At 69.5% G+C, this 17,807-nt stretch carries 14 protein-coding genes; 13 read left to right on the forward strand and 1 reads right to left on the reverse strand.

Annotation, left to right across the window (positions count from 1 at the left end; translation table 11 throughout):
• Positions 1–108: 108 nt before the first annotated feature.
• The 5 genes from msrP (at position 109) to ACOOHF_RS13915 (ending at position 5,042) form a co-directional block, all read left to right on the forward strand.
• Positions 109–1,140, forward strand: a complete 1,032-nt coding sequence (gene msrP / locus ACOOHF_RS13895) for a protein-methionine-sulfoxide reductase catalytic subunit MsrP (protein ID WP_420462140.1) — start codon at positions 109–111, stop codon at positions 1,138–1,140.
• A 178-nt stretch (positions 1,141–1,318) separates the two neighbouring features.
• A complete protein-coding gene (coxB, locus tag ACOOHF_RS13900; RefSeq protein WP_420462141.1) occupies positions 1,319–2,323 on the forward strand; it encodes a cytochrome c oxidase subunit II in 1,005 nt (334 codons plus the stop codon).
• A gap of 4 nt (positions 2,324–2,327) precedes the next feature.
• Positions 2,328–4,169 carry a cytochrome c oxidase subunit I gene (gene ctaD, locus ACOOHF_RS13905; RefSeq protein ID WP_419935428.1) on the forward strand — a complete coding sequence of 614 codons (1,842 nt, stop codon included), beginning with the start codon at positions 2,328–2,330 and terminating at the stop codon, positions 4,167–4,169.
• Positions 4,169–4,738 carry a cytochrome c oxidase subunit 3 gene (locus ACOOHF_RS13910; RefSeq protein ID WP_419935429.1) on the forward strand — a complete coding sequence of 190 codons (570 nt, stop codon included), beginning with the start codon at positions 4,169–4,171 and terminating at the stop codon, positions 4,736–4,738. Before ctaD ends, ACOOHF_RS13910 begins: the two co-directional genes overlap by 1 nt.
• 7 nt (positions 4,739–4,745) lie before the next feature.
• Positions 4,746–5,042, forward strand: coding sequence for a cytochrome C oxidase subunit IV family protein (locus tag ACOOHF_RS13915; protein ID WP_419935430.1), 297 nt, complete (start codon positions 4,746–4,748; stop codon positions 5,040–5,042).
• Positions 5,043–5,070: 28 nt separating this feature from the next.
• On the opposite strand, the gene ACOOHF_RS13920 is transcribed toward ACOOHF_RS13915, so the two are convergent.
• Entirely contained in the window at positions 5,071–5,757 is a 687-nt protein-coding gene (locus tag ACOOHF_RS13920) for a DUF4159 domain-containing protein (protein WP_419935431.1), read from the reverse strand.
• A gap of 484 nt (positions 5,758–6,241) precedes the next feature.
• On the opposite strand from ACOOHF_RS13920, the gene ACOOHF_RS13925 reads away from it, so the two are divergent.
• From ACOOHF_RS13925 to ACOOHF_RS13960, 8 genes are all read left to right on the forward strand, one after another.
• The gene (locus ACOOHF_RS13925) at positions 6,242–7,381 is read left to right on the forward strand and encodes a thiamine pyrophosphate-dependent enzyme (protein ID WP_420462142.1); all 1,140 of its coding nucleotides are present in this window, start codon (positions 6,242–6,244) and stop codon (positions 7,379–7,381) included.
• Positions 7,378–7,836, forward strand: coding sequence for a hypothetical protein (locus tag ACOOHF_RS13930; protein ID WP_419935433.1), 459 nt, complete (start codon positions 7,378–7,380; stop codon positions 7,834–7,836). The genes ACOOHF_RS13925 and ACOOHF_RS13930 overlap by 4 nt, the downstream gene beginning before the upstream one ends.
• Positions 7,824–8,762, forward strand: a complete 939-nt coding sequence (gene rnz, locus ACOOHF_RS13935) for a ribonuclease Z (protein WP_420464376.1) — start codon at positions 7,824–7,826, stop codon at positions 8,760–8,762. The genes ACOOHF_RS13930 and rnz overlap by 13 nt, the downstream gene beginning before the upstream one ends.
• Positions 8,759–10,759: a 3-phosphoshikimate 1-carboxyvinyltransferase gene (aroA, locus tag ACOOHF_RS13940; RefSeq protein ID WP_420462143.1), complete on the forward strand. Its 2,001-nt coding sequence runs from the start codon at positions 8,759–8,761 to the stop codon at positions 10,757–10,759. The genes rnz and aroA overlap by 4 nt, the downstream gene beginning before the upstream one ends.
• 245 nt (positions 10,760–11,004) lie before the next feature.
• Positions 11,005–12,864 carry a 30S ribosomal protein S1 gene (locus ACOOHF_RS13945; protein ID WP_419935435.1) on the forward strand — a complete coding sequence of 620 codons (1,860 nt, stop codon included), beginning with the start codon at positions 11,005–11,007 and terminating at the stop codon, positions 12,862–12,864.
• Positions 12,848–14,755, forward strand: a complete 1,908-nt coding sequence (locus tag ACOOHF_RS13950; RefSeq protein WP_420462144.1) for an ABC transporter substrate-binding protein — start codon at positions 12,848–12,850, stop codon at positions 14,753–14,755. Before ACOOHF_RS13945 ends, ACOOHF_RS13950 begins: the two co-directional genes overlap by 17 nt.
• Positions 14,756–14,757: 2 nt before the next feature.
• Positions 14,758–16,299, forward strand: a complete 1,542-nt coding sequence (locus tag ACOOHF_RS13955) for an acyl-CoA carboxylase subunit beta (protein WP_419936836.1) — start codon at positions 14,758–14,760, stop codon at positions 16,297–16,299.
• Positions 16,300–16,315: 16 nt separating this feature from the next.
• Positions 16,316–17,806 carry an acetyl-CoA carboxylase biotin carboxylase subunit gene (locus tag ACOOHF_RS13960; RefSeq protein ID WP_420462145.1) on the forward strand — a complete coding sequence of 497 codons (1,491 nt, stop codon included), beginning with the start codon at positions 16,316–16,318 and terminating at the stop codon, positions 17,804–17,806.
• The last annotated feature ends 1 nt before the right edge of the window (position 17,807 follow it).

The raw sequence follows: 17,807 nt of genomic DNA on the forward strand, positions 1-17,807 counted from the left end.
GGGGAACCACGCGGACGCCAAATCGGTTATAGTGGAATGATGGGTGGTTCGAGGGCCCGCCGCCCGGGCCGGGACCATCCGGGCACGGAACGGAAACGGAGAAGCTCCATGGCGAACATCCACATCCCCCCCGGCTGGCGGCTCAGGGAGCGCGACGTGACCCCCGAGTCGATCTACCTCGACCGCAGGCAGTTCGTCGCACGCATGGGCGGCGGAGCGGTCCTCGCCGCCGCCTCGATCGCGTGCGGGCCCGGGCGCGGCGCGGCGGAGGTCCAGCGCGGACCCCTCGACAATATTCCGGACACGCCGACGGCCGACCTCTATCCGGTGGCGATGAGCGATCCGCGATTCACCCCCGGCGAGCGCCACGGGGAAGTGTCGCCCGAAGAGATCGTGGCCACGTACAACAACTTCTACGAGTTCGGCACGGACAAGGACGGGGTCTGGCGCAACGTCGCCCCCTTCGAGGCCCGCCCGTGGGAGATCGAGGTTTCGGGCCTGGTCGACAATCCCGGGGTCTACGACCTGGTCGAACTGGAGCGCGCCTTCCCGCTTGAGGAGCGCATCTATCGCCACCGCTGCGTGGAACGGTGGTCCGTCGTCGTCCCGTGGATCGGCTTCCCCCTGGCTCGGCTCGTCGAACGGGTGCAGCCGAGGAGCGACGCACGGTACGTCGCGTTCGTCACCTTCGACCGGCCCGAGCAGGCGATCGGCCGGAAGTCCATGACCTGGTGGCCCTGGCCGTACCATGAGGCTCTCCGCATGGACGAGGCGATGAACGAACTCGCTTTCGTGGTGACGGGGATGTACGGCCACCCGCTCCAGAAGCAGAACGGGGCGCCGGTGCGGATTCACCTGCCCTGGAAGTACGGGTACAAGAGTCCGAAGAGCATCGTCCGGATCGATTTCACGGCCGAGCAGCCGCCCACGTTCTGGAATACGTCCACGCCCGCGGAGTACGGCTTCTACTCGAACGTGGATCCCGGCGTGCCGCACCCGCGCTGGTCGCAGGCGCAGGAGGAGATCGTGGGCACCGGGACGCGGATCCCGACGCTGCCCTTCAACGGGTACGGCGAGTGGGTCTCGGACCTCTACGGTGGTCGGGTGACGCCGGTGGGAGATGTCCCGCACGCGCGCTGACCGCGGGGCGTTTCAGCGCCCGTTCCCTGCTGCGGGGCGGTCCCGCCGCCCCGCGACGGGGGCATCGCCGCGTCATGCTTGACCCGCCCCCGCCTCCCGGCTACCCTCCCGCGTGCGTTGCAGGATCGCAGCGCCCGATCCCGATCAGAACATTGCCCGAACGTATATAGATAGATCTTTGAGACGACCCGCGTTCGCAGCGGTCGTGCTTGTGCTGGGGGTGCTGGCCGTACAGGGCTGTGGAGGGGAATACCCGCAGTCCGCCCTGCATCCCAACTCGGACGCCGCCACACTCCTCGATCGCCTGTTCGACCAGATCTTCTGGTGGGCGGCAGGCGTCTTCGTCGTCGTGGAAGGCATCCTCGTCTACACGCTGGTCCGCTTCCGGCAACGGCCCGGCGGCCCGCGGCCGAAGGAGATGCACGGGAGCATCCTGCTGGAGGTGGCGTGGACGCTCGCGCCGGCGCTCATCCTCGTGGCCATCGCGATCCCCACCATGAGGACGATCTTCCTCGTCGACCGGTCCACCGACGACCCCGACGCGCTCGTCGTGGAGGCGATCGGGCGCCAGTGGTGGTGGGAATTCCGTTACCCGGAACTCGGAATCGTGACGGCCAATGAAGCGCACGTTCCGGTGGGGCGCACGGTCGATCTGCGGTTGAGGACGGCCGACGTGATGCACTCGTTCTGGGTGCCGCGGCTCGCCGGGAAGCGCGACCTCATGCCGGGGAGGGAGAACCAGCTCTGGTTCCGCCCGGACTCCGTGGGCGTCTTCCACGGACAGTGCGCCGAGTTCTGCGGAACCGCCCACGCGCTCATGGGGATGCGGGTGATCGTCGAGGAGCCCGGGGAGTTCGAGCGCTGGGCGCGGGCGAACGCTGCGGACGCGGTTACGCCCGCCGACGCGGAGGCGCGGGCGGGGCAGGGGGTGTTCATGTCGAACGCCTGCGTGGGCTGTCACACCGTGCGGGGAACGTCCGCGGCGCATCGGTTCGGTCCCGATCTCACCCACTTCGGGAGCCGGCTCACGATCGCTTCCGGCGTACTCGAGAACACGCCGGCCAACCTGACGCGGTGGCTCGACTCGCCCCAGCACGTCAAGCCCGGAAACTTCATGCCCGAGGTGGTGTTGAACCCTGCCCAGATCCGGCAGCTCGTCGCCTACCTCGGCGCGCTCCGCTGACGGCATGACGACGAACGCGGGCGCGGGCGCTCGGATCCTCGGCTGGTTGAGCACGGTCGACCACAAGCGGATCGCCGTCATGTATTTCGTGACGGCCTTCCTCTTCCTCCTCGTCGCCGGCTTCGAGGGGCAGATGCTGCGGCTTCAGCTCGCGGCGCCCGGGCGCGATTTCCTGGATCCGGATCTGTACAACCAGCTGTTCACCATGCACGGCACGACGATGGTGTTCTTCGCCGGCATGGGGCTCGTGGCGGCGTTTCTGAACTTCGTCGTGCCGCTGCAGATCGGGGCGCGCGATGTCGCGTTCCCCCGGCTGAACGCCTTCTCCTTCTGGGTCTTCCTCTTCGGCGGTCTTTTCCTGTACGCAAGCGTGCCGCTGCGGACGATGCCGGACGGCGGCTGGTTCGCCTACATGCCGCTGACCAACGCCGAGTACTCCCCGGGTCTCGGCATGGACTTCTATCTCCTCGCGCTCCTCATCTCGGGGGTGGGCTCGATCGCGGGCGGGGTGAACTTCCTGGTCACCATCCTCAACATGAGGGCGCCGGGCATGACGTTCATGCGCTTGCCCCTGTTCTCCTGGATGGCGCTCATCGTGGCCGGGCTCATCCTGCTCGCCTTCCCGCCGTTCACGGTCGGACTGATCTTCATGCTCTTCGACCGCCGCTTCGGAACGCACTTCTTCGACGCCGCGGCCGGCGCGGACCCCGTCCTCTGGCAGCACCTGTTCTGGGTCTTCGGGCACCCCGAGGTCTACATCCTCGTCCTGCCGGCCTTCGGCGTCGTATCGGACGTGATCCCGACCTTCTCGAGGAAGAGTCTGTTCGGGTACCCGATGGTGGTCTTCTCCGGGATCCTCATCGCGTTTCTCGGCTTCGGCGTCTGGGTCCACCACATGTTCTCGGTCGGGCTGGGGCCCGTCGTGAACGCGGTGTTCGGCGGGACGACGATGCTCATCGCGATCCCGACCGGGATCAAGATCTTCAACTGGATCGCGACGATGTGGGGCGGCCAGTTACGCTTCCGGACGGCGATGCTGTTCGCGGTGGGTCTGGTGGGGACGTTCATCATCGGCGGGCTGAGCGGGGTCATGCACAGTTCGCCCCCCACGGACCTGCAGCAGACGGACACCTACTTCGTGGTCGCGCACTTCCACTACGTGCTGATCGGCGGGACGGTGTTCGGGTTCTTCTCCGGCCTCTACCACTGGTTCCCGAAGGCGACGGGGCGGATGCTGCACGAGGGGCTGGGGAAGGCCCATTTCTGGCTCACCTTCCTGGCGCTCAACGTGACCTTCTTCCCGATGCATTTCGCCGGGCTCCTGGGCATGCCGAGGCGCACCTTCACCTACGCGGAAGGACTGGGGCTGGACACGTTCAACCTGATTTCGACCATTGGCGCGTTCATCTTCACGCTCTCCTTCGTGCCCCTGGTGTGGAACCTGTGGCGCGCGTGGCGGCGCGGAGAGGCGGCGGGACACAACCCGTGGGATGCGTCGACGCTGGAGTGGACGACCCCTTCGCCGCCTCCGCACTACAACTTCGCGGTGCTCCCGAACGTCGACCGGCGCGATCCGCTGTGGCATCCGTATGTGGAACGGGATCTGCGACGCGGACAGGAGGGCGAGGCCGGCGGCGTCGTGCCGCGCCGGCAGCCGGACGAGCCGCCCGAGCCCGTGCAAATGCCGGAGCCCTCGTACTGGCCGCTCGTCCTCGCGGCGGGGCTGCTCCTGATGGCGATCGGCGGGCTCGGTTCGCTCGGCCTCACCCTGTTCGGGCTGCTGGTGGCGCTGGGCGGGCTGTTCGGCTGGGCCTTCGAGCCTCCGTTCGGGGAGGGGGCGCACTGATGGAGGGGCCGACGGCGACGGGGATCCCGAATCGCAAGCTGGCCATGTGGACGTTCATCGCGTCCGAATGCATGCTCTTCGGGACGTTGATCGCGACCTACATGATCTACCGGGGCCGCAACGTCGTTCCGCCCTATCCGGAGGATCTGCTCAACATCCCGTTCATCACGGTCACGACCTTCGTCCTCCTCATGAGCAGCCTCATGATGGTGCTCGCGTTGGCGGCCGTGCAGCGGAACGACCTGCGCGGGACGAAGCTGTGGCTCGGGCTCACGGTGCTCTTCGGCCTCATCTTCCTCGGGGGCCAGTACTACGAGTTCAACCACTTCGTGCACGAGGGGCTCCCGTTGTCGCGGAACCTCTTCTCTTCGACCTTCTTCGTGCTCACCGGGACGCACGGCGTGCACGTGGCCGGGGGCGTGATCTGGCTGGGCACGCTCTGCCTGCGTACGGCGGCCGGGAAGCTGGACGCGCGCAACGCCGGGACGGTGGAGATCGCGGGTCTGTACTGGCACTTCGTGGACGCGGTGTGGATCGTCCTCTTTACGCTCATCTACCTGCTGCTGTGAGGCGCGCATGAGCGACCACTCCGGCGTATCCCATCCGGGCACGCGACGCTATATCTCCGTCGCGGTGATCCTCGGTGCGCTGACCGCGCTCGAGGTCATGGTGTTCTACATCGAGGCGCTCGCGCCCGTGCTCCTGCCGGTCCTGCTCACGATGATGGTGGCCAAGTTCGTGCTCGTCGCGATGTTCTTCATGCACCTGCGATCGGACGGGCCGCTTCTCACCGGCGTGTTCGCCTGGGGGCTGTTCATCGCCACGGCCATAGTGGTCGGGCTGCTGGCCATCTTCGGGAAGTTCGGGGGGTAGGCGCAGCCGCACGCCAGCTCGGCGCGGCTCAGCGGGAAGGGGTCGCGGAGAGCGCGTAGAGGAAGAGGTTCACGCCCATCCGGAGGGCTTGCTCGCGGATCTCCGGCGCGTCGCCGTGGACCCCCTCGTCCTCCCATCCGTCTCCCAGATCGGACTCGAAGCTGTAAAAGACGGCGAGTCGACCATCGATGAAGATTCCGAACCCCTGGGCGGGGTTGCCGTCGTGTTCGTGGATCTTCGGCAGACCCTCGGAAAAATCGTAGAAGACCCGGTAGATCGCATGCTCCCGCGGCACCTCGGCGAGGGGGATGTCGGGGAAGAGGCGGGCGACCTCCCGGCGGAAGGACTCGTCGAGCCCGTAGTTGTCGTCCACGTGCAGGAAACCGCCCCCGTAGAGGTAGGCGCGCAGCCGTTCGATTTCGAGGGAGGTGAACGACATGTTCCCGTGCCCGGTCGCGTACAGATACGGGTGGTCCGCGAGATCGGGGTCGGCGGCACCCACCTCGGCGGGTCGGTCGGCCACGTCGATCCCGGTCCGCAGTTCGATCTGCTCGAGCAGGTTGTCGAGGCTGGAGGGGTTCGCGTACCAGTCGCCCCCTCCGTCGTAGCGCAGGCGCGCGATCGTCGGAAGCTCCTGGCGCGGCGCCGTGACGCCCTGGCAGCCCGTGGCAAGACCCCGCGTCGCACAGAGAGCGGTGAGGCGCTCGCGTGACAAGGCGCGACGAGGGAGAATAGCAGCGCTATTTGACCGAGGAGCAACGATGAGCGAAGCGTTCACGCGTGATGGATCGCCGCTCGAATGCAGCGGGGCTCTTGCCACGGGCTGCTGGGCCTTGAGACCGGGGCACGACCCGATCGACGCCAGGGTGGCGGCGGCCACGGCCGCGAGGCCGAGGACGGTCTGCGGAAGCCGGTCCCCACGAGGTTGGCGGGCGCGGCAGTGCGGACACGCCCGGGTGGCATCCGGCACACGGCGTCTGCAGCGGCGGCACGGCTTCAAGCGGTCCCTCCCGTCTTTCCCCGATCTCCCGAACGTTATCGGTTCGCGCGCCCCGAGGCGAAGGTCGGGCCGTCCGTGGCGACGCCTCGCGTTGCGGCGTGAGCGGGCCGGCGCTTGCATGACAGGGCGCGACGAGGGAGCATAGCGAGACCTGTGCGGGTCCTCTCCCGCTTCCTCCCGCACGATGAGAACCTGAGCGATGCGTCGATACGCGGCCTACGATCCCCCCGAATACGTATCCTGGCGGCCGGACCGCGGGCTCATCGAGGAGTTCCGGGCGCGCGTGGAGGCGCATCCCGACCGCCATCGAGAGATCGCCGGGCTGACCCCCGAGGCCCACCTGGCGCTGTACCGGGGTCTGCTCCGCTTCCGCCTCGGCGACATCGCGCTGGCGCGCTGGGTGAAACAGGGGGTGATCTCGAAGGCGTGGCTCGCCACGGGAGAGGAAGCCGTGACGGTGGGGGCCGTGCACGCGCTCGACCGGCGCGGGGCGGAGGGGGACATCGTCGGCCCCATGATCCGCAACCAGGGGGCCAACCACGAGATGGGCGTACCCTTCGTGGAACTCTTCCGGACCTACCTCGCGACACCGGATTCCCCCACCGGCGGACGGGACCTTCACCTGGGGGATCTCCGGCACGGAGTCTGCCCGCCGATCAGCATGGTCGCGACGCTGTCGACGGTGATGAACGGTTTCGCCCTCGCCTTCCGGATCCGCGGCGAACGCCGCGTGGCGCTCACATGGGTGGGCGACGGGGCGACGAAGCACGGCGAGGCGCACGAGGCGTTCGCCTTCGCGGCCTCGCTCGCGCTGCCGATCGTGTTCATCATCCAGAACAACCAGGTGGCGCTGGGGACGCGGCTGGACCAGCACCACGTGCAACCGGATTTCTCGGATTGGGGGGCGGCGTACGGAATCCCTTCCCGGACCGCGGACGGCAATCACGTCCTCGACGTCTACGCGGCGACGCGTCTCGCGGCGGAAAGCTGCCGGGCGGGCGGAGGGCCGCAGTTGATCGAAGCGCGCACCTTCCGCATGGGAGGCCACGCGACGCACGACGTACGCGAGGCCCGGGCCACCTTCGCGCCCCGGCTGTTCGAGTACTGGGGACGACGGGACCCGATCGGGATGTACGAGGAGTACCTGGCGGGCATGCACCTCGGGGCGCCGAGCGATGGGGACCTCCGGACCCGGAACCTCGCCCGCCTCGAAACGGTGGAGCGGGAGGTCGAAATGGAGATCGAGGAGGCCGCGAAGGCGGCGCTGGCGAGCCGCGAGATACCGCCCTCGCCCGGAGGCACCGCGGGGTTCGGCGTGTACGGGCAGGCGTCGGAATGAGCGGCGGGGCGCGCCGGCCGCGCCAGGAAGGTCTCATCGACGGTACCCCGTGGACGCTCTTCGACGCCGGACGGACGGCTTCGGGCCTCGGCCTGGGCTACTTCGTCCGCGACGATCTGGGCGCGGGAGACCGACGAGCGGCGCTCGCGGCGGAGGTCGAGGTCGGGCGGCTGGACGACGAGGCCTTCCGCCGGCTGTGGGAAGCGGGCCGCGGTCTCACGGCCACCGAGCGGCGGCTGGTCGACGACGGGGGCGGCGTGTGGCTGGCACAGGGCACGGGGCCCGTGTGGGCCGAGGGCGGGACCGCGGCGGGAGCCGTCGGCATCCGGCTGCGATGCGTCTCCGCGGAGCACCCGGTCGTCGAGTGGAACGGCGTGGCCCTCGCGGATACGCCGGATGCCGCCCTGGCCGCTCGCGTCGGCGGGTCCGAAGGAGTCGCGCCATCCTCCGACTGACGTTTCTCGGAACGGCTTCCTCCCGGCCGACGGTGTCGAGGAACGTCCCCGCGCTCGCGCTGAAGCGGGCGGGACGCACGTTCCTTCTCGATTGCGGCGAGGGGACGCAGCGCCAGATGATGCGCTACGGGGTCGGTTTCTCCGTGGGCGACATCCTCATTACGCACCTGCACTCGGATCACTATCTGGGACTGGCGGGTCTGCTCCGCACCATGAGCCTTCAGGGGCGCGAGGAGCCGCTCCGGATCTGGGCTCCGCGGGGTGCCGGGGGTGCGCTGCGGACGCTGCGGGACCTCGGGGGCGACCGGCTGGCGTTCGAAGCACCGGTCCGCGAGCTCCGCGCGGGCGATGCGATCGAGGGGGATGGATACCGTCTGGAAGCCTTCACAACCGACCATACGCGCGCCTCCCTCGGCTACGCGCTCGTTGAAGACCCTCGTCCGGGAAGGTTCGATGTCGGGGCTGCGCGCGCGCTGGGCGTGCCCGAGGGCCCGCTCTTCGGCCGGCTCCATGGCGGCGAGAGCGTGGAGCTCGAGGACGGCAGACGGGTGGACCCGACGGATCTCGTCGGACCTCCGAGGCCGGGACGGAAACTGGTCTATACCGGAGACACGCGGCCCTCGCCGCGGACGGTCGAGATCGCCGCGGGAGCGGACCTCCTGGTCCACGAGGCCACGTTCTCGGCGGAAGAAGCCCGCCGCGCGCGGGAGACGGGCCATTCCACGGCGGGGGGGGCGGCCCGCATCGCGGTGGAGGCGGGGGTCAAGCGGCTCGTCCTCACCCATATCAGCGCGCGGTACTCGGAGCGGCCGGCCCGACTCCTCGAAGAGGCGCGGGCCATCTTCCCGCGCACCGAACTGGCGCGGGACGGGTGGTCCGTGGAGGTGCTCTTCGATGACGCGGATTCGGGAGGTGCGACGCCTTGATCCGCGTACGCGTGCCTGGCGACAAGTCGATTTCGCACCGGGCCGCGCTCCTCGCCCCGCTCGCCGCCTCGGAGTCGGTGGTCCGGGGACTTTCCACCGGAGCCGACGTGCGCTCGAGTGTGCGCGCCATGCAGCGGCTCGGAGCCGCCATCGAGTGCGAGGAGGACGAGGGCGGTCTCACGATCCGCTGCCCCGGCGGCGGCCTCGCCGGGGGGGCTCCGCCGCGGCTCGACTGCGGGAACAGTGGAACGACGGCGCGGCTGCTCACGGGAATCCTGTCCGGCGGTGGCGTCGCCGCTGTCCTCGACGGGGACCCGTCGCTGCGGAGCCGGCCCATGCGGCGAATCGTCTATCCTCTCCAGGCCATGGGCGCCCGGATCGAATACGAAGGCGAGCCGGGGCGACTCCCGATCCGGGTTCGGGCGCGGGCCACGGGCCAGCTGAGACCGCTTCGCCACCGGGCCGGGGTCGCGAGTGCGCAGGTCAAGTCCGCCGTGCTGCTCGCGGGGGTCCTGGCCCGGGTTCGGGTCTCCGCGAGCGAGCCCGCGCTCTCCCGTGACCACACGGAGCGCATGCTCGCCGCGATGGGGGCGCCGATCGTGTTCGATCCCGCCCGGACGGGGGCGGGCGAGGCGGCCTTCGACCCGGCCGGGTGGGATGGGGAGCTGGACGGCCTCCACCTGACGGTCCCCGGCGACCCCTCCTCCGCCGCCTTCCTCATCGGCGCGGCGCTGCTCAGCGGACGACCCGTTCGCGTCGAGGACGTCGCGTCCAACCCGGCGCGCACCGGCTTCCTCGCCGTCCTCGAAGCGATGGGGGCCGGGGTCCGCCGCGAGCCCTTGCCCGACCAGGCCGGCGAACCGCGGGAGACGTGGACGGTCCGGCCCCCCGACCGGCTGCGCGCGTTTTCGATCGGAGGTGCGGCGGTTCCGGGACTCATCGACGAGATTCCGCTGCTGGCCATCCTCGCCGCCCGGGCGCGCGGCCGGTCCGAGATCCGCGACGCGGCGGAGTTGCGCGTGAAGGAGAGCGATCGGCTGACCGGGCTGGCGCGTACCCTCGAGTCGCTCGGCGTGAACGTCGCGGAACGCGCCGACGGTTTGACGATCGAGGGCCGCACGAGCCGCCTCCGGGGCGCCGTCGAGACCCGGGGAGATCACCGGATCGCGATGGCATTCGGGGTGCTCGACGCGGCCGGGGACGCCGACCTGGCGATCGACGATCGCGCCTGCGCGGGCGTGTCGTTCCCCGGCTTCCGGGAAGCCCTGGCGCCCTTCTCGAGCGGCGCGGCCTCCGCCCGGGGCGCGCCGGTCGCCCGGGCGCGCGGGCGGGTGGTCGCGGTGGATGGCCCGGCCGCCTCCGGCAAGAGCACCACCGCCCGCCGGGTCGCCGACCGGCTCGGGTTCGTGCACGTGAACTCCGGGTTGCTCTATCGGGCGATCACCTGGTGGGCCATCCGGGAGGGGATCGACGACGACGCGAAGGCGGTCGAGGACTCCGTGCACGCGCTGGCGCTCGAACTCGTCCCCGCGCCGGACGGGCTCGCGGTCGGCGTCGAGGAGGCCATCTCCGACCGGGCGCTCCACTCACCCGAGGTGACCGCGCGCGTGTCCGCCCTCTCCGCGCTTCCCGCTGTGCGCGCGGTCGTGCTGGACCGCCTGCGCCGGGCCGGCCGCCGGCACGAGGTCGTATGCGACGGACGAGACATCGGGACGACCGTCTTTCCTGACGCCGGCCTCAAGGTCTTTCTTGTGGCGGAGCCCCGCGAGAGGGCCCGCCGACGCCTGAGGGAGCGGGGTGCGACTCTCACCGAAGAGAACATCGAGCGAGAGGCCGCCGCCCTCGAGGCGCGCGACCGGCTGGACAGCTCCCGCTCGCTGTCGCCGCTGAAACGCGCGGAGGAGGCGGTCGTGATCGACACCACGGGAAGGGATCCGGGCGAGGTCGTGGATTCCATCGTACGACTCGCCGTCGAACGCCGTCTCGCCCGACCCTGACCGGACGTCGCCGGAACGGCCTCCCATTATGTTGACGGAACCCCGCGTCCGCTCTAGCTTCGCGTACTGTCCACGGATTGTGGCGGGGGAACGTGGCGCCCCGCGACGATCCCTGTAGAAACCCGAGATAAAGGTATCGGCCGGCAGCTGGGCGGAGGGGTGCGATGCCCGGTCAGGGTCGATCTTTTTTTGCCACAGAGGCCCGGTGGGACCGGAATCCGGCCCGCCCGGGACGATGACTTTCGATGCCTGACGACACGACCCCGCAGAACGACGTCCCCGAGAGCTCGGTCGACGCCGACGAGAACGGCGATCCCTCCCCGGAGGATGAAACGGTACTCGTCCCAGTGCCGGAAGCTTTCGAGCCCAGCCCCATCGATCTCGATCTCGATGCCGACCCGCGCGACGATTCCCAGCACGATGAGGCGGAGTACCGGGAACTCCTCGCGCTCTACGAAGACACCCTCAGCCAGATCACGGAGGGAGAGATCGTCTCCGCCCAGGTCATCGGCCGGACGGAGACCGACATCATCCTCGATGTCGGGTTCAAGTCCGAGGGGGCCGTGCCGCTGGACGAGTTCCAGGACCCGGACGCGGTGCAGCCGGGCGATTCGGTGGATGTCTTCCTGGAGAGCCTCGAAGACGACGAGGGGGTCGTCGTGCTGTCCAAGAAGAAGGCGGATTTCCTTCGCGTCTGGGAGAAGATCAAGGACGCCTTCGACAACGATCGTCCGGTCAATGGGCGCATCAAGCGCAAGATCAAGGGTGGCGTGACCGTAGACCTCATGGGCGTGGATGCGTTCCTGCCCGGATCCCAGATCGCGCTCCGTCGGGTACCGAACGTCGACGACCTCATCGGCGACGAATACGAGTTCAAGATCCTCAAGCTGAACAAGCGCCGCCGGAACATCGTGGTCAGCCGGCGAGTGCTCCTCGAGGAAGAGCGGGCCGGCAAGCGCGATCAGTTGAAGGAGGAACTCTCGGTCGGCGACGTCCGGGCCGGGGTGGTCAAGAACATCACGGACTTCGGCGCCTTCATCGATCTCGGCGGGATGGACGGCCTTCTCCACATCACCGACATGTCGTGGGGCCGGATCGGACATCCGTCGGAAGTCTGCGACATCGGACAGACGGTCGAGATCAAGATCCTCGACATCGACTGGGACCGCGAACGAATCTCGCTCGGTCTCAAGCAGCTTCAGGAATACCCGTGGAAGAACGTGGCCGAGAAATACCCGGTCGGAACGCGCGTGCTCGGGCGGGTGGTGTCGATCACCAACTACGGGGCCTTCATCGAACTCGAGCGCGGGATCGAGGGGCTCGTGCACATCTCGGAGATGTCCTGGACGCGCAACGTCCGCCATCCCTCGCAACTCGTGGGCATCAACGACAAGGTCGAATGCGTGGTGCTGCGGGTCGACGAGGACGCGCAGAAGATCTCGCTCGGCATGAAGCAGGTCGAGGAGGACCCGTGGCTCGCGCTTCCGGCGCGGTATCCCCCGGGGACGAAGATTCGGGGTCTGGTCCGGAACCTGACGTCGTTCGGCGCCTTCGTCGAGGTGGAAGCCGGGATCGACGGCCTCGTGCACATCTCGGACATGAGCTGGACACGCCGCGTACAACACCCGGCCGAGGTATTCCGGAAGGGGGACGAGGTCGAGGTTGTGGTCCTCTCGATCGATCCCGACCAGAAACGGATCTCCCTCGGACTCAAGCAGGTGCAGGAGGATCCCTGGTATCAGCTCGCCCAGTCCTACCAGCCGGGGCGAGAGGTCCCGGGCGCGATCAGCCGGCTGCTCGAGAAGGGTGTCGTGGTCGACCTCGGAAGCGATCTCGAGGGGTTTGTGCCGATTTCGCAGCTCGGCGTCGAAGAGCAGTTGGCCGAACCGGCCGAACACTTCGAGGAGGGGCAGAAGCTCGACCTGCGGGTTCTCGAGACGGACCCCATCAACCGCCGGATCGTCCTCGCCGTCGTGGACGCCCCGGATGTTCCCTACGATGCCGCAGAGGTGGAGTACGAGAACATGGCGGGGGCGCAGGCCGGCTCGTCGAATCGGGCCGCGGGCGAGAAAGCGTCCGGTGCCGATGATGAGGCGGAGGCGTAGGCGCTTCGACGCGAGGTGGTTCGCAGCGAGGAGGCGCGCCACCCTCGGCTGCCTGGCCACGCTGTTCGTCGCGGCGGGCTGTCTGTTCCGCAGCGACGGTCCCATCACCGACGCCACGGGGGCGAGTGCGATCGACCTCGAGGTGGCGGCGGGCGCGCTGCGGCTGTCCGAAGCGGACTATGAGCGGGGGGACTTCGCATCGGCCGGGGCCCGCGCCGACTCGCTGAACGCCGCCTGGGAGAGCCGCGAGACGTTGCGCGCGCTGGCCGACCGTGCCCTCATCCTGGCCGGTCGGGCGCTGGAGGCGCAACGACTCCCCGGCCCCGCGGCAGACCGCTACGGACGGCTTCTCGACAGGGTCCCCGAGGGTCCCCTCCTTGAGGAGACGGTGGAACGGCTCGTCCGTACTCTGTCCGAGACGGGCAGGGAGGGGGAGGCCGTCGCTGCCGTGCTCGCCCACCCCGGAACGCTGCAGGCGGTCGGCCCGGATGCGTTCCGCCAGTTGGCTTCCGCCCTCGACGTCGCGCAACTCCGAGCCCTCGCGAGCGAGAACCTTCCGGCGACCGAAGCGGCCGCCGTCGTCCACGTCCAGCTTGCGCGGCTGCTCATCGTCGCGGGGGAGGGGGAGGAGGCTCGACGGCTTGCCGCCGGCGTCCTCCAGGGGAGTCCCGCCGAGGCCGAACGGTCCGCGGCGGAGCTGATCGCGGCGGCCGAGACGGATCTGGGCAGCGCCCCGGCCCGGATCGGAGCGATCCTGCCCCTCACCGGTGATCTCGCTGGCGTGGGGGAGCTGCTGCGCGAAGGGATCGAGGTCGCCGTCGACCGCTACCGGCGCGCGCGTCCGACGGGATTCGAAGTGGAGCTGGTATTGCTCGACGACGCTTCGGACCCGGACAACGCGGCCGGACTCGTCCGCTCGCTGGAGAGCCGGGACGTGATCGCGATCATCGGCCCCCTCCGCTCGGAGTCGTTCGCGACCGCTTCCCGGGCCCGGCGCAACCCGCGGCTCCCCATCATCAGCCCCACCGCGACCGAGGTGCTGCGGCCCAGTCCGGGTGCCTACACCCTCTCCGATGCCGCAACCCTCGAGGCGGACGTGGCGGAGGAACTCGCCCGCTGGATCCTCGAGGAGCTGGGGCTCCGACGCGTCGCGGTCCTGGAGCCGGTCGGCGTGGGGCTTGCGGAGGCCGTGGGGACGTTCACCCGCGCGATTCTGGAGGGAGGCGGGGAACTGCTGGCGCGCCAGCGATACGATCCCTCGCTCACGACCTTCCAGGAACCCATCGAGGCCCTCGCGGCCTTGGAGCCCGATGTGGTCTTCGCACCATCGGCGTCGGCGTCCGGCGTACTGTCCGTCGCGCCTCAGCTCTTCTACTACGGACTCTACAACGCGATCATCGTGGGAAGCGCCGCCTGGGCCGAACCCGCCGCCCTGCGCCGCCTCGAGGAGTTCGCGACGGACCACCGGGTCGTGGGGCTCACGACGGATCGAGTGAGTGCCGGAACCGCGTGGCAGCAATTTGTCGCAGATTATGAGATGAAATATCGCAAATCGCTGCGCGATAACATGATGCCTGCTTTGGCCCACGATGCTGCAACGCTCGCGCTGGCGGCCCTCGAGGGAGGACGACTTCCGATTCCGGCCGCGCTCGCCGCATACCTCGAGACGGAACCGGAGGTCGAGGGCGTGACGGGGCGCCTGCGGCCCGACGCCGGGCGCTCCTCGGTGCGGCGTGCCACGGAGGTGCGCATGCTCGTCGGCGGCGTCCCCGTCGAAGCGGATCGGGGCGCGCTCCTGAGCTGGCTGGCCGGGGTGCGGGGAGCCCCGTCGCCCTTCGCTCCGCGAGATACGGTCGCGACGGACACGACGTTCAGGATGCCGTCCCCGTGAGCATGCGCGACAAGCTCGCCGAGCTCGAGGCCAGATCCGCCGAGGCGCTGCGCGGAGACCCGGAACGCCTCGCCCGGCAACATGCACGCGGGAAGCTGAGCGCCCGTGAACGCCTCGACGTCCTCCTCGACGAGGGGAGTTTCGTCGAACTCGACCGTTTCGTGGAACATCGCTGTACCGATTTCGGACTCGCGGACCGGCGGATCCCGGGGGACGGGGTCATCACGGGATACGGCCGCATCGACGGCCGCACCGTGTATGTGTTCAGCCAGGATTTCACGGTGTTCGGCGGGTCGCTCTCCGAGGCGCACGCCGGGAAGATCGTCAAGATCCTGGACCTCGCGACCAGGAACGGAACCCCGATCATCGGGATCAACGACTCGGGGGGCGCTCGTATTCAGGAGGGGGTCGCCTCTCTTGGGGGCTACGCGGACATCTTCCTGCGCAACACGCTCGCGTCGGGCGTCATCCCCCAACTGAGCGCGATCCTCGGCCCGTGCTCGGGCGGAGCCGTCTACTCCCCCGCCATCACCGACTTCGTCTTCGTCGTCGATGGCGTGAGCCACATGTTCGTGACGGGTCCGGGGGTCGTGAAGACCGTGACGCACGAGGACGTGACCTTCGACGAACTTGGCGGCGCGTCGGTGCACGCGGGGCGCTCCGGCGTCGCGCACTTCCGCTCCGCGACGGAGATCGAGGCGCTGGGGCTGATCCGGCGGCTCCTCGGATATCTGCCCTCGCACAACCAGGAGAATCCACCCTGGCGCGAGACCTCCGACCCGGTGGACCGGGCCGACGAGGCCCTGCTCGACATCATCCCGGACGATCCGAAGCTCCCGTACGACATGCTCGACATCATCGGCCGGATCGTCGATGAAGGGACGTTTCTCCAGGTCCACGCCGATTTCGCCCGCAATATCCTCACCGGGTTCGCCCGGCTCGGGGGACACGCCGTGGGGGTGATCGCGAACCAGCCGGCCGTGCTCGCCGGGGTCCTGGACAGCGATGCGAGCATCAAGGCCGCGCGTTTCGTCCGTTTCTGCGATGCGTTCAACGTCCCGCTCGTGACGTTCGAGGACGTGCCCGGCTTCCTTCCGGGCGTGAGAGAAGAGCATCGCGGCATCATCCGCAACGGCGCGAAACTGCTCTTCGCCTACTGCGAGGCGACGGTGCCGAAGTTGACGGTGATCACCCGGAAGGCGTACGGCGGCGCGTACGACGTCATGTCGTCGAAACACATCCGGGGCGACCTGAACCTCGCCTGGCCGAGCGCCGAGATCGCGGTGATGGGAGCGAAGGGGGCGGTGGAGGTCCTCTTCCGGCGGGAGATCGCGGCCGCCGAGGATCCGGCCGCGCGGACGGCTGAACTCGAGGCCGGGTTCCGCGCCAAGTTCGCCCATCCCTACCTCGCCGCGATGCGCGGCTTCATCGACGACGTCATCGATCCCCGCCAGACGCGCCGCCGTCTCGTGTCGGGGCTCGAGACGATGGCCGAGAAGCGGGACAGCAACCCGCCGAAGAAGCACGCCAACATCCCGTTGTGATCGTCCCGGAGGCCGCATGTTCGACCGTGTCCTGATCGCGAATCGCGGTGAGATCGCCGTTCGCATCATCCGCGCCTGCCGCGAAGCGGGGCTCGGGTCGGTCGCGGTCTATTCGGACGCGGATCGACGGGCCCCCCACGTGCTGCTGGCGGACGAGGCGGTTCGGATCGGACCGGCCGCCTCCGCGGAGAGCTATCTGGCGGTCGAGAAGCTCATCGCCGCCGCGACCCGGACAGGGGCCGGGGCCGTCCACCCGGGTTATGGATTCCTGGCCGAGAACGCGGGTTTCGCGCGTGCCGTGGAGGCGGCCGGGCTCGTGTACATCGGCCCGCCGGCCGGGGCGATCGAGATCATGGGCGACAAGACCCGGGCCCGGGCGCGCATGCTCGGGGCCGGCGTGCCGGTCATTCCGGGCACCGACCCGCTCGGTTCGGCGCGAGAGGCCGTGGCCCGCGCGCGGGAGATCGGCTTCCCCGTGATGCTCAAGGCGGCGGCGGGCGGGGGCGGGAAGGGGATGCACGTGGTCGAGGCCGCCGAGGAGTTGGAGGCGTTGTTCGAGCGCGCGGGGCGGGAAGCCCGGAACGCCTTCGGTGACGGCCGGGTGTTCGTCGAGCGCTTCCTGTCCCGCCCGCGCCACGTCGAAATCCAGATCCTCGCGGACGGCGCGCGGACCGTGCACCTCGGCGAACGCGAATGCTCGATCCAGCGCCGACACCAGAAGCTGATCGAGGAGGCGCCGTGTACGGCGATCGATGACGCGCTGCGCCGCCGGATGGGCGAAGTGGCCGTCCGCGCCGCGGAGGCGGTCGGCTATCGCGGCGCCGGGACGATCGAGTTCCTCGTCGAGGGGGAGGAGTTCTTCTTCCTGGAGATGAACACGCGGATTCAGGTGGAGCATCCCGTCACCGAGTTCGTGACGGGTGTCGACCTGGTCCGCGAGCAGTTGCGGGTCGCGGCCGGTCTCCCGCTGCTCGGGGGCGGCGAGCCTCCCGTGGCCCGCGGCCACGCGATCGAGTGCCGGATCAACGCCGAGGACCCGGCGGGGGGCTTTCTCCCCTCCACGGGGCGGGTCGACCGTCTCGAGATCCCCGCGGGGCCCGGCGTCCGCTGGGACGGCGGGATCCGGCGCGGCTCGGAGATCGGGCTCCACTACGACTCGCTGCTGGGCAAGCTGGTCGTGCACGCGGCGGACCGGGCGGCCGCGCTCGGGCGCCTGCGGGCGGCGCTCGAGGGCCTCACCATCGGCGGGGTCGAGACCACGGTCCCCTGGCACCTCGCGGTCATGGACGAGCCGGACTATCAGGCGAACGACATCTCGATCCGGTACGTGGAGGAGCACCCCGGCCTGGAGGCAGCCGCCGATCCGGAGTTGCGAGACGCGGCGATCGCCGCCGCCGTGCTCCTGGCCGACGACGCGCGGAAGGAGGTCGTCTCGGAGACGCGTGGCGAATCGCGGGACGGAAGACGAGGCCTTTCCGGCTGGGTGCGGGCCGGGCGCGGGTGGTGAG

The organism is Candidatus Palauibacter sp. (genome assembly GCF_965216145.1).
Classification (GTDB): domain Bacteria; phylum Gemmatimonadota; class Gemmatimonadetes; order Palauibacterales; family Palauibacteraceae; genus Palauibacter.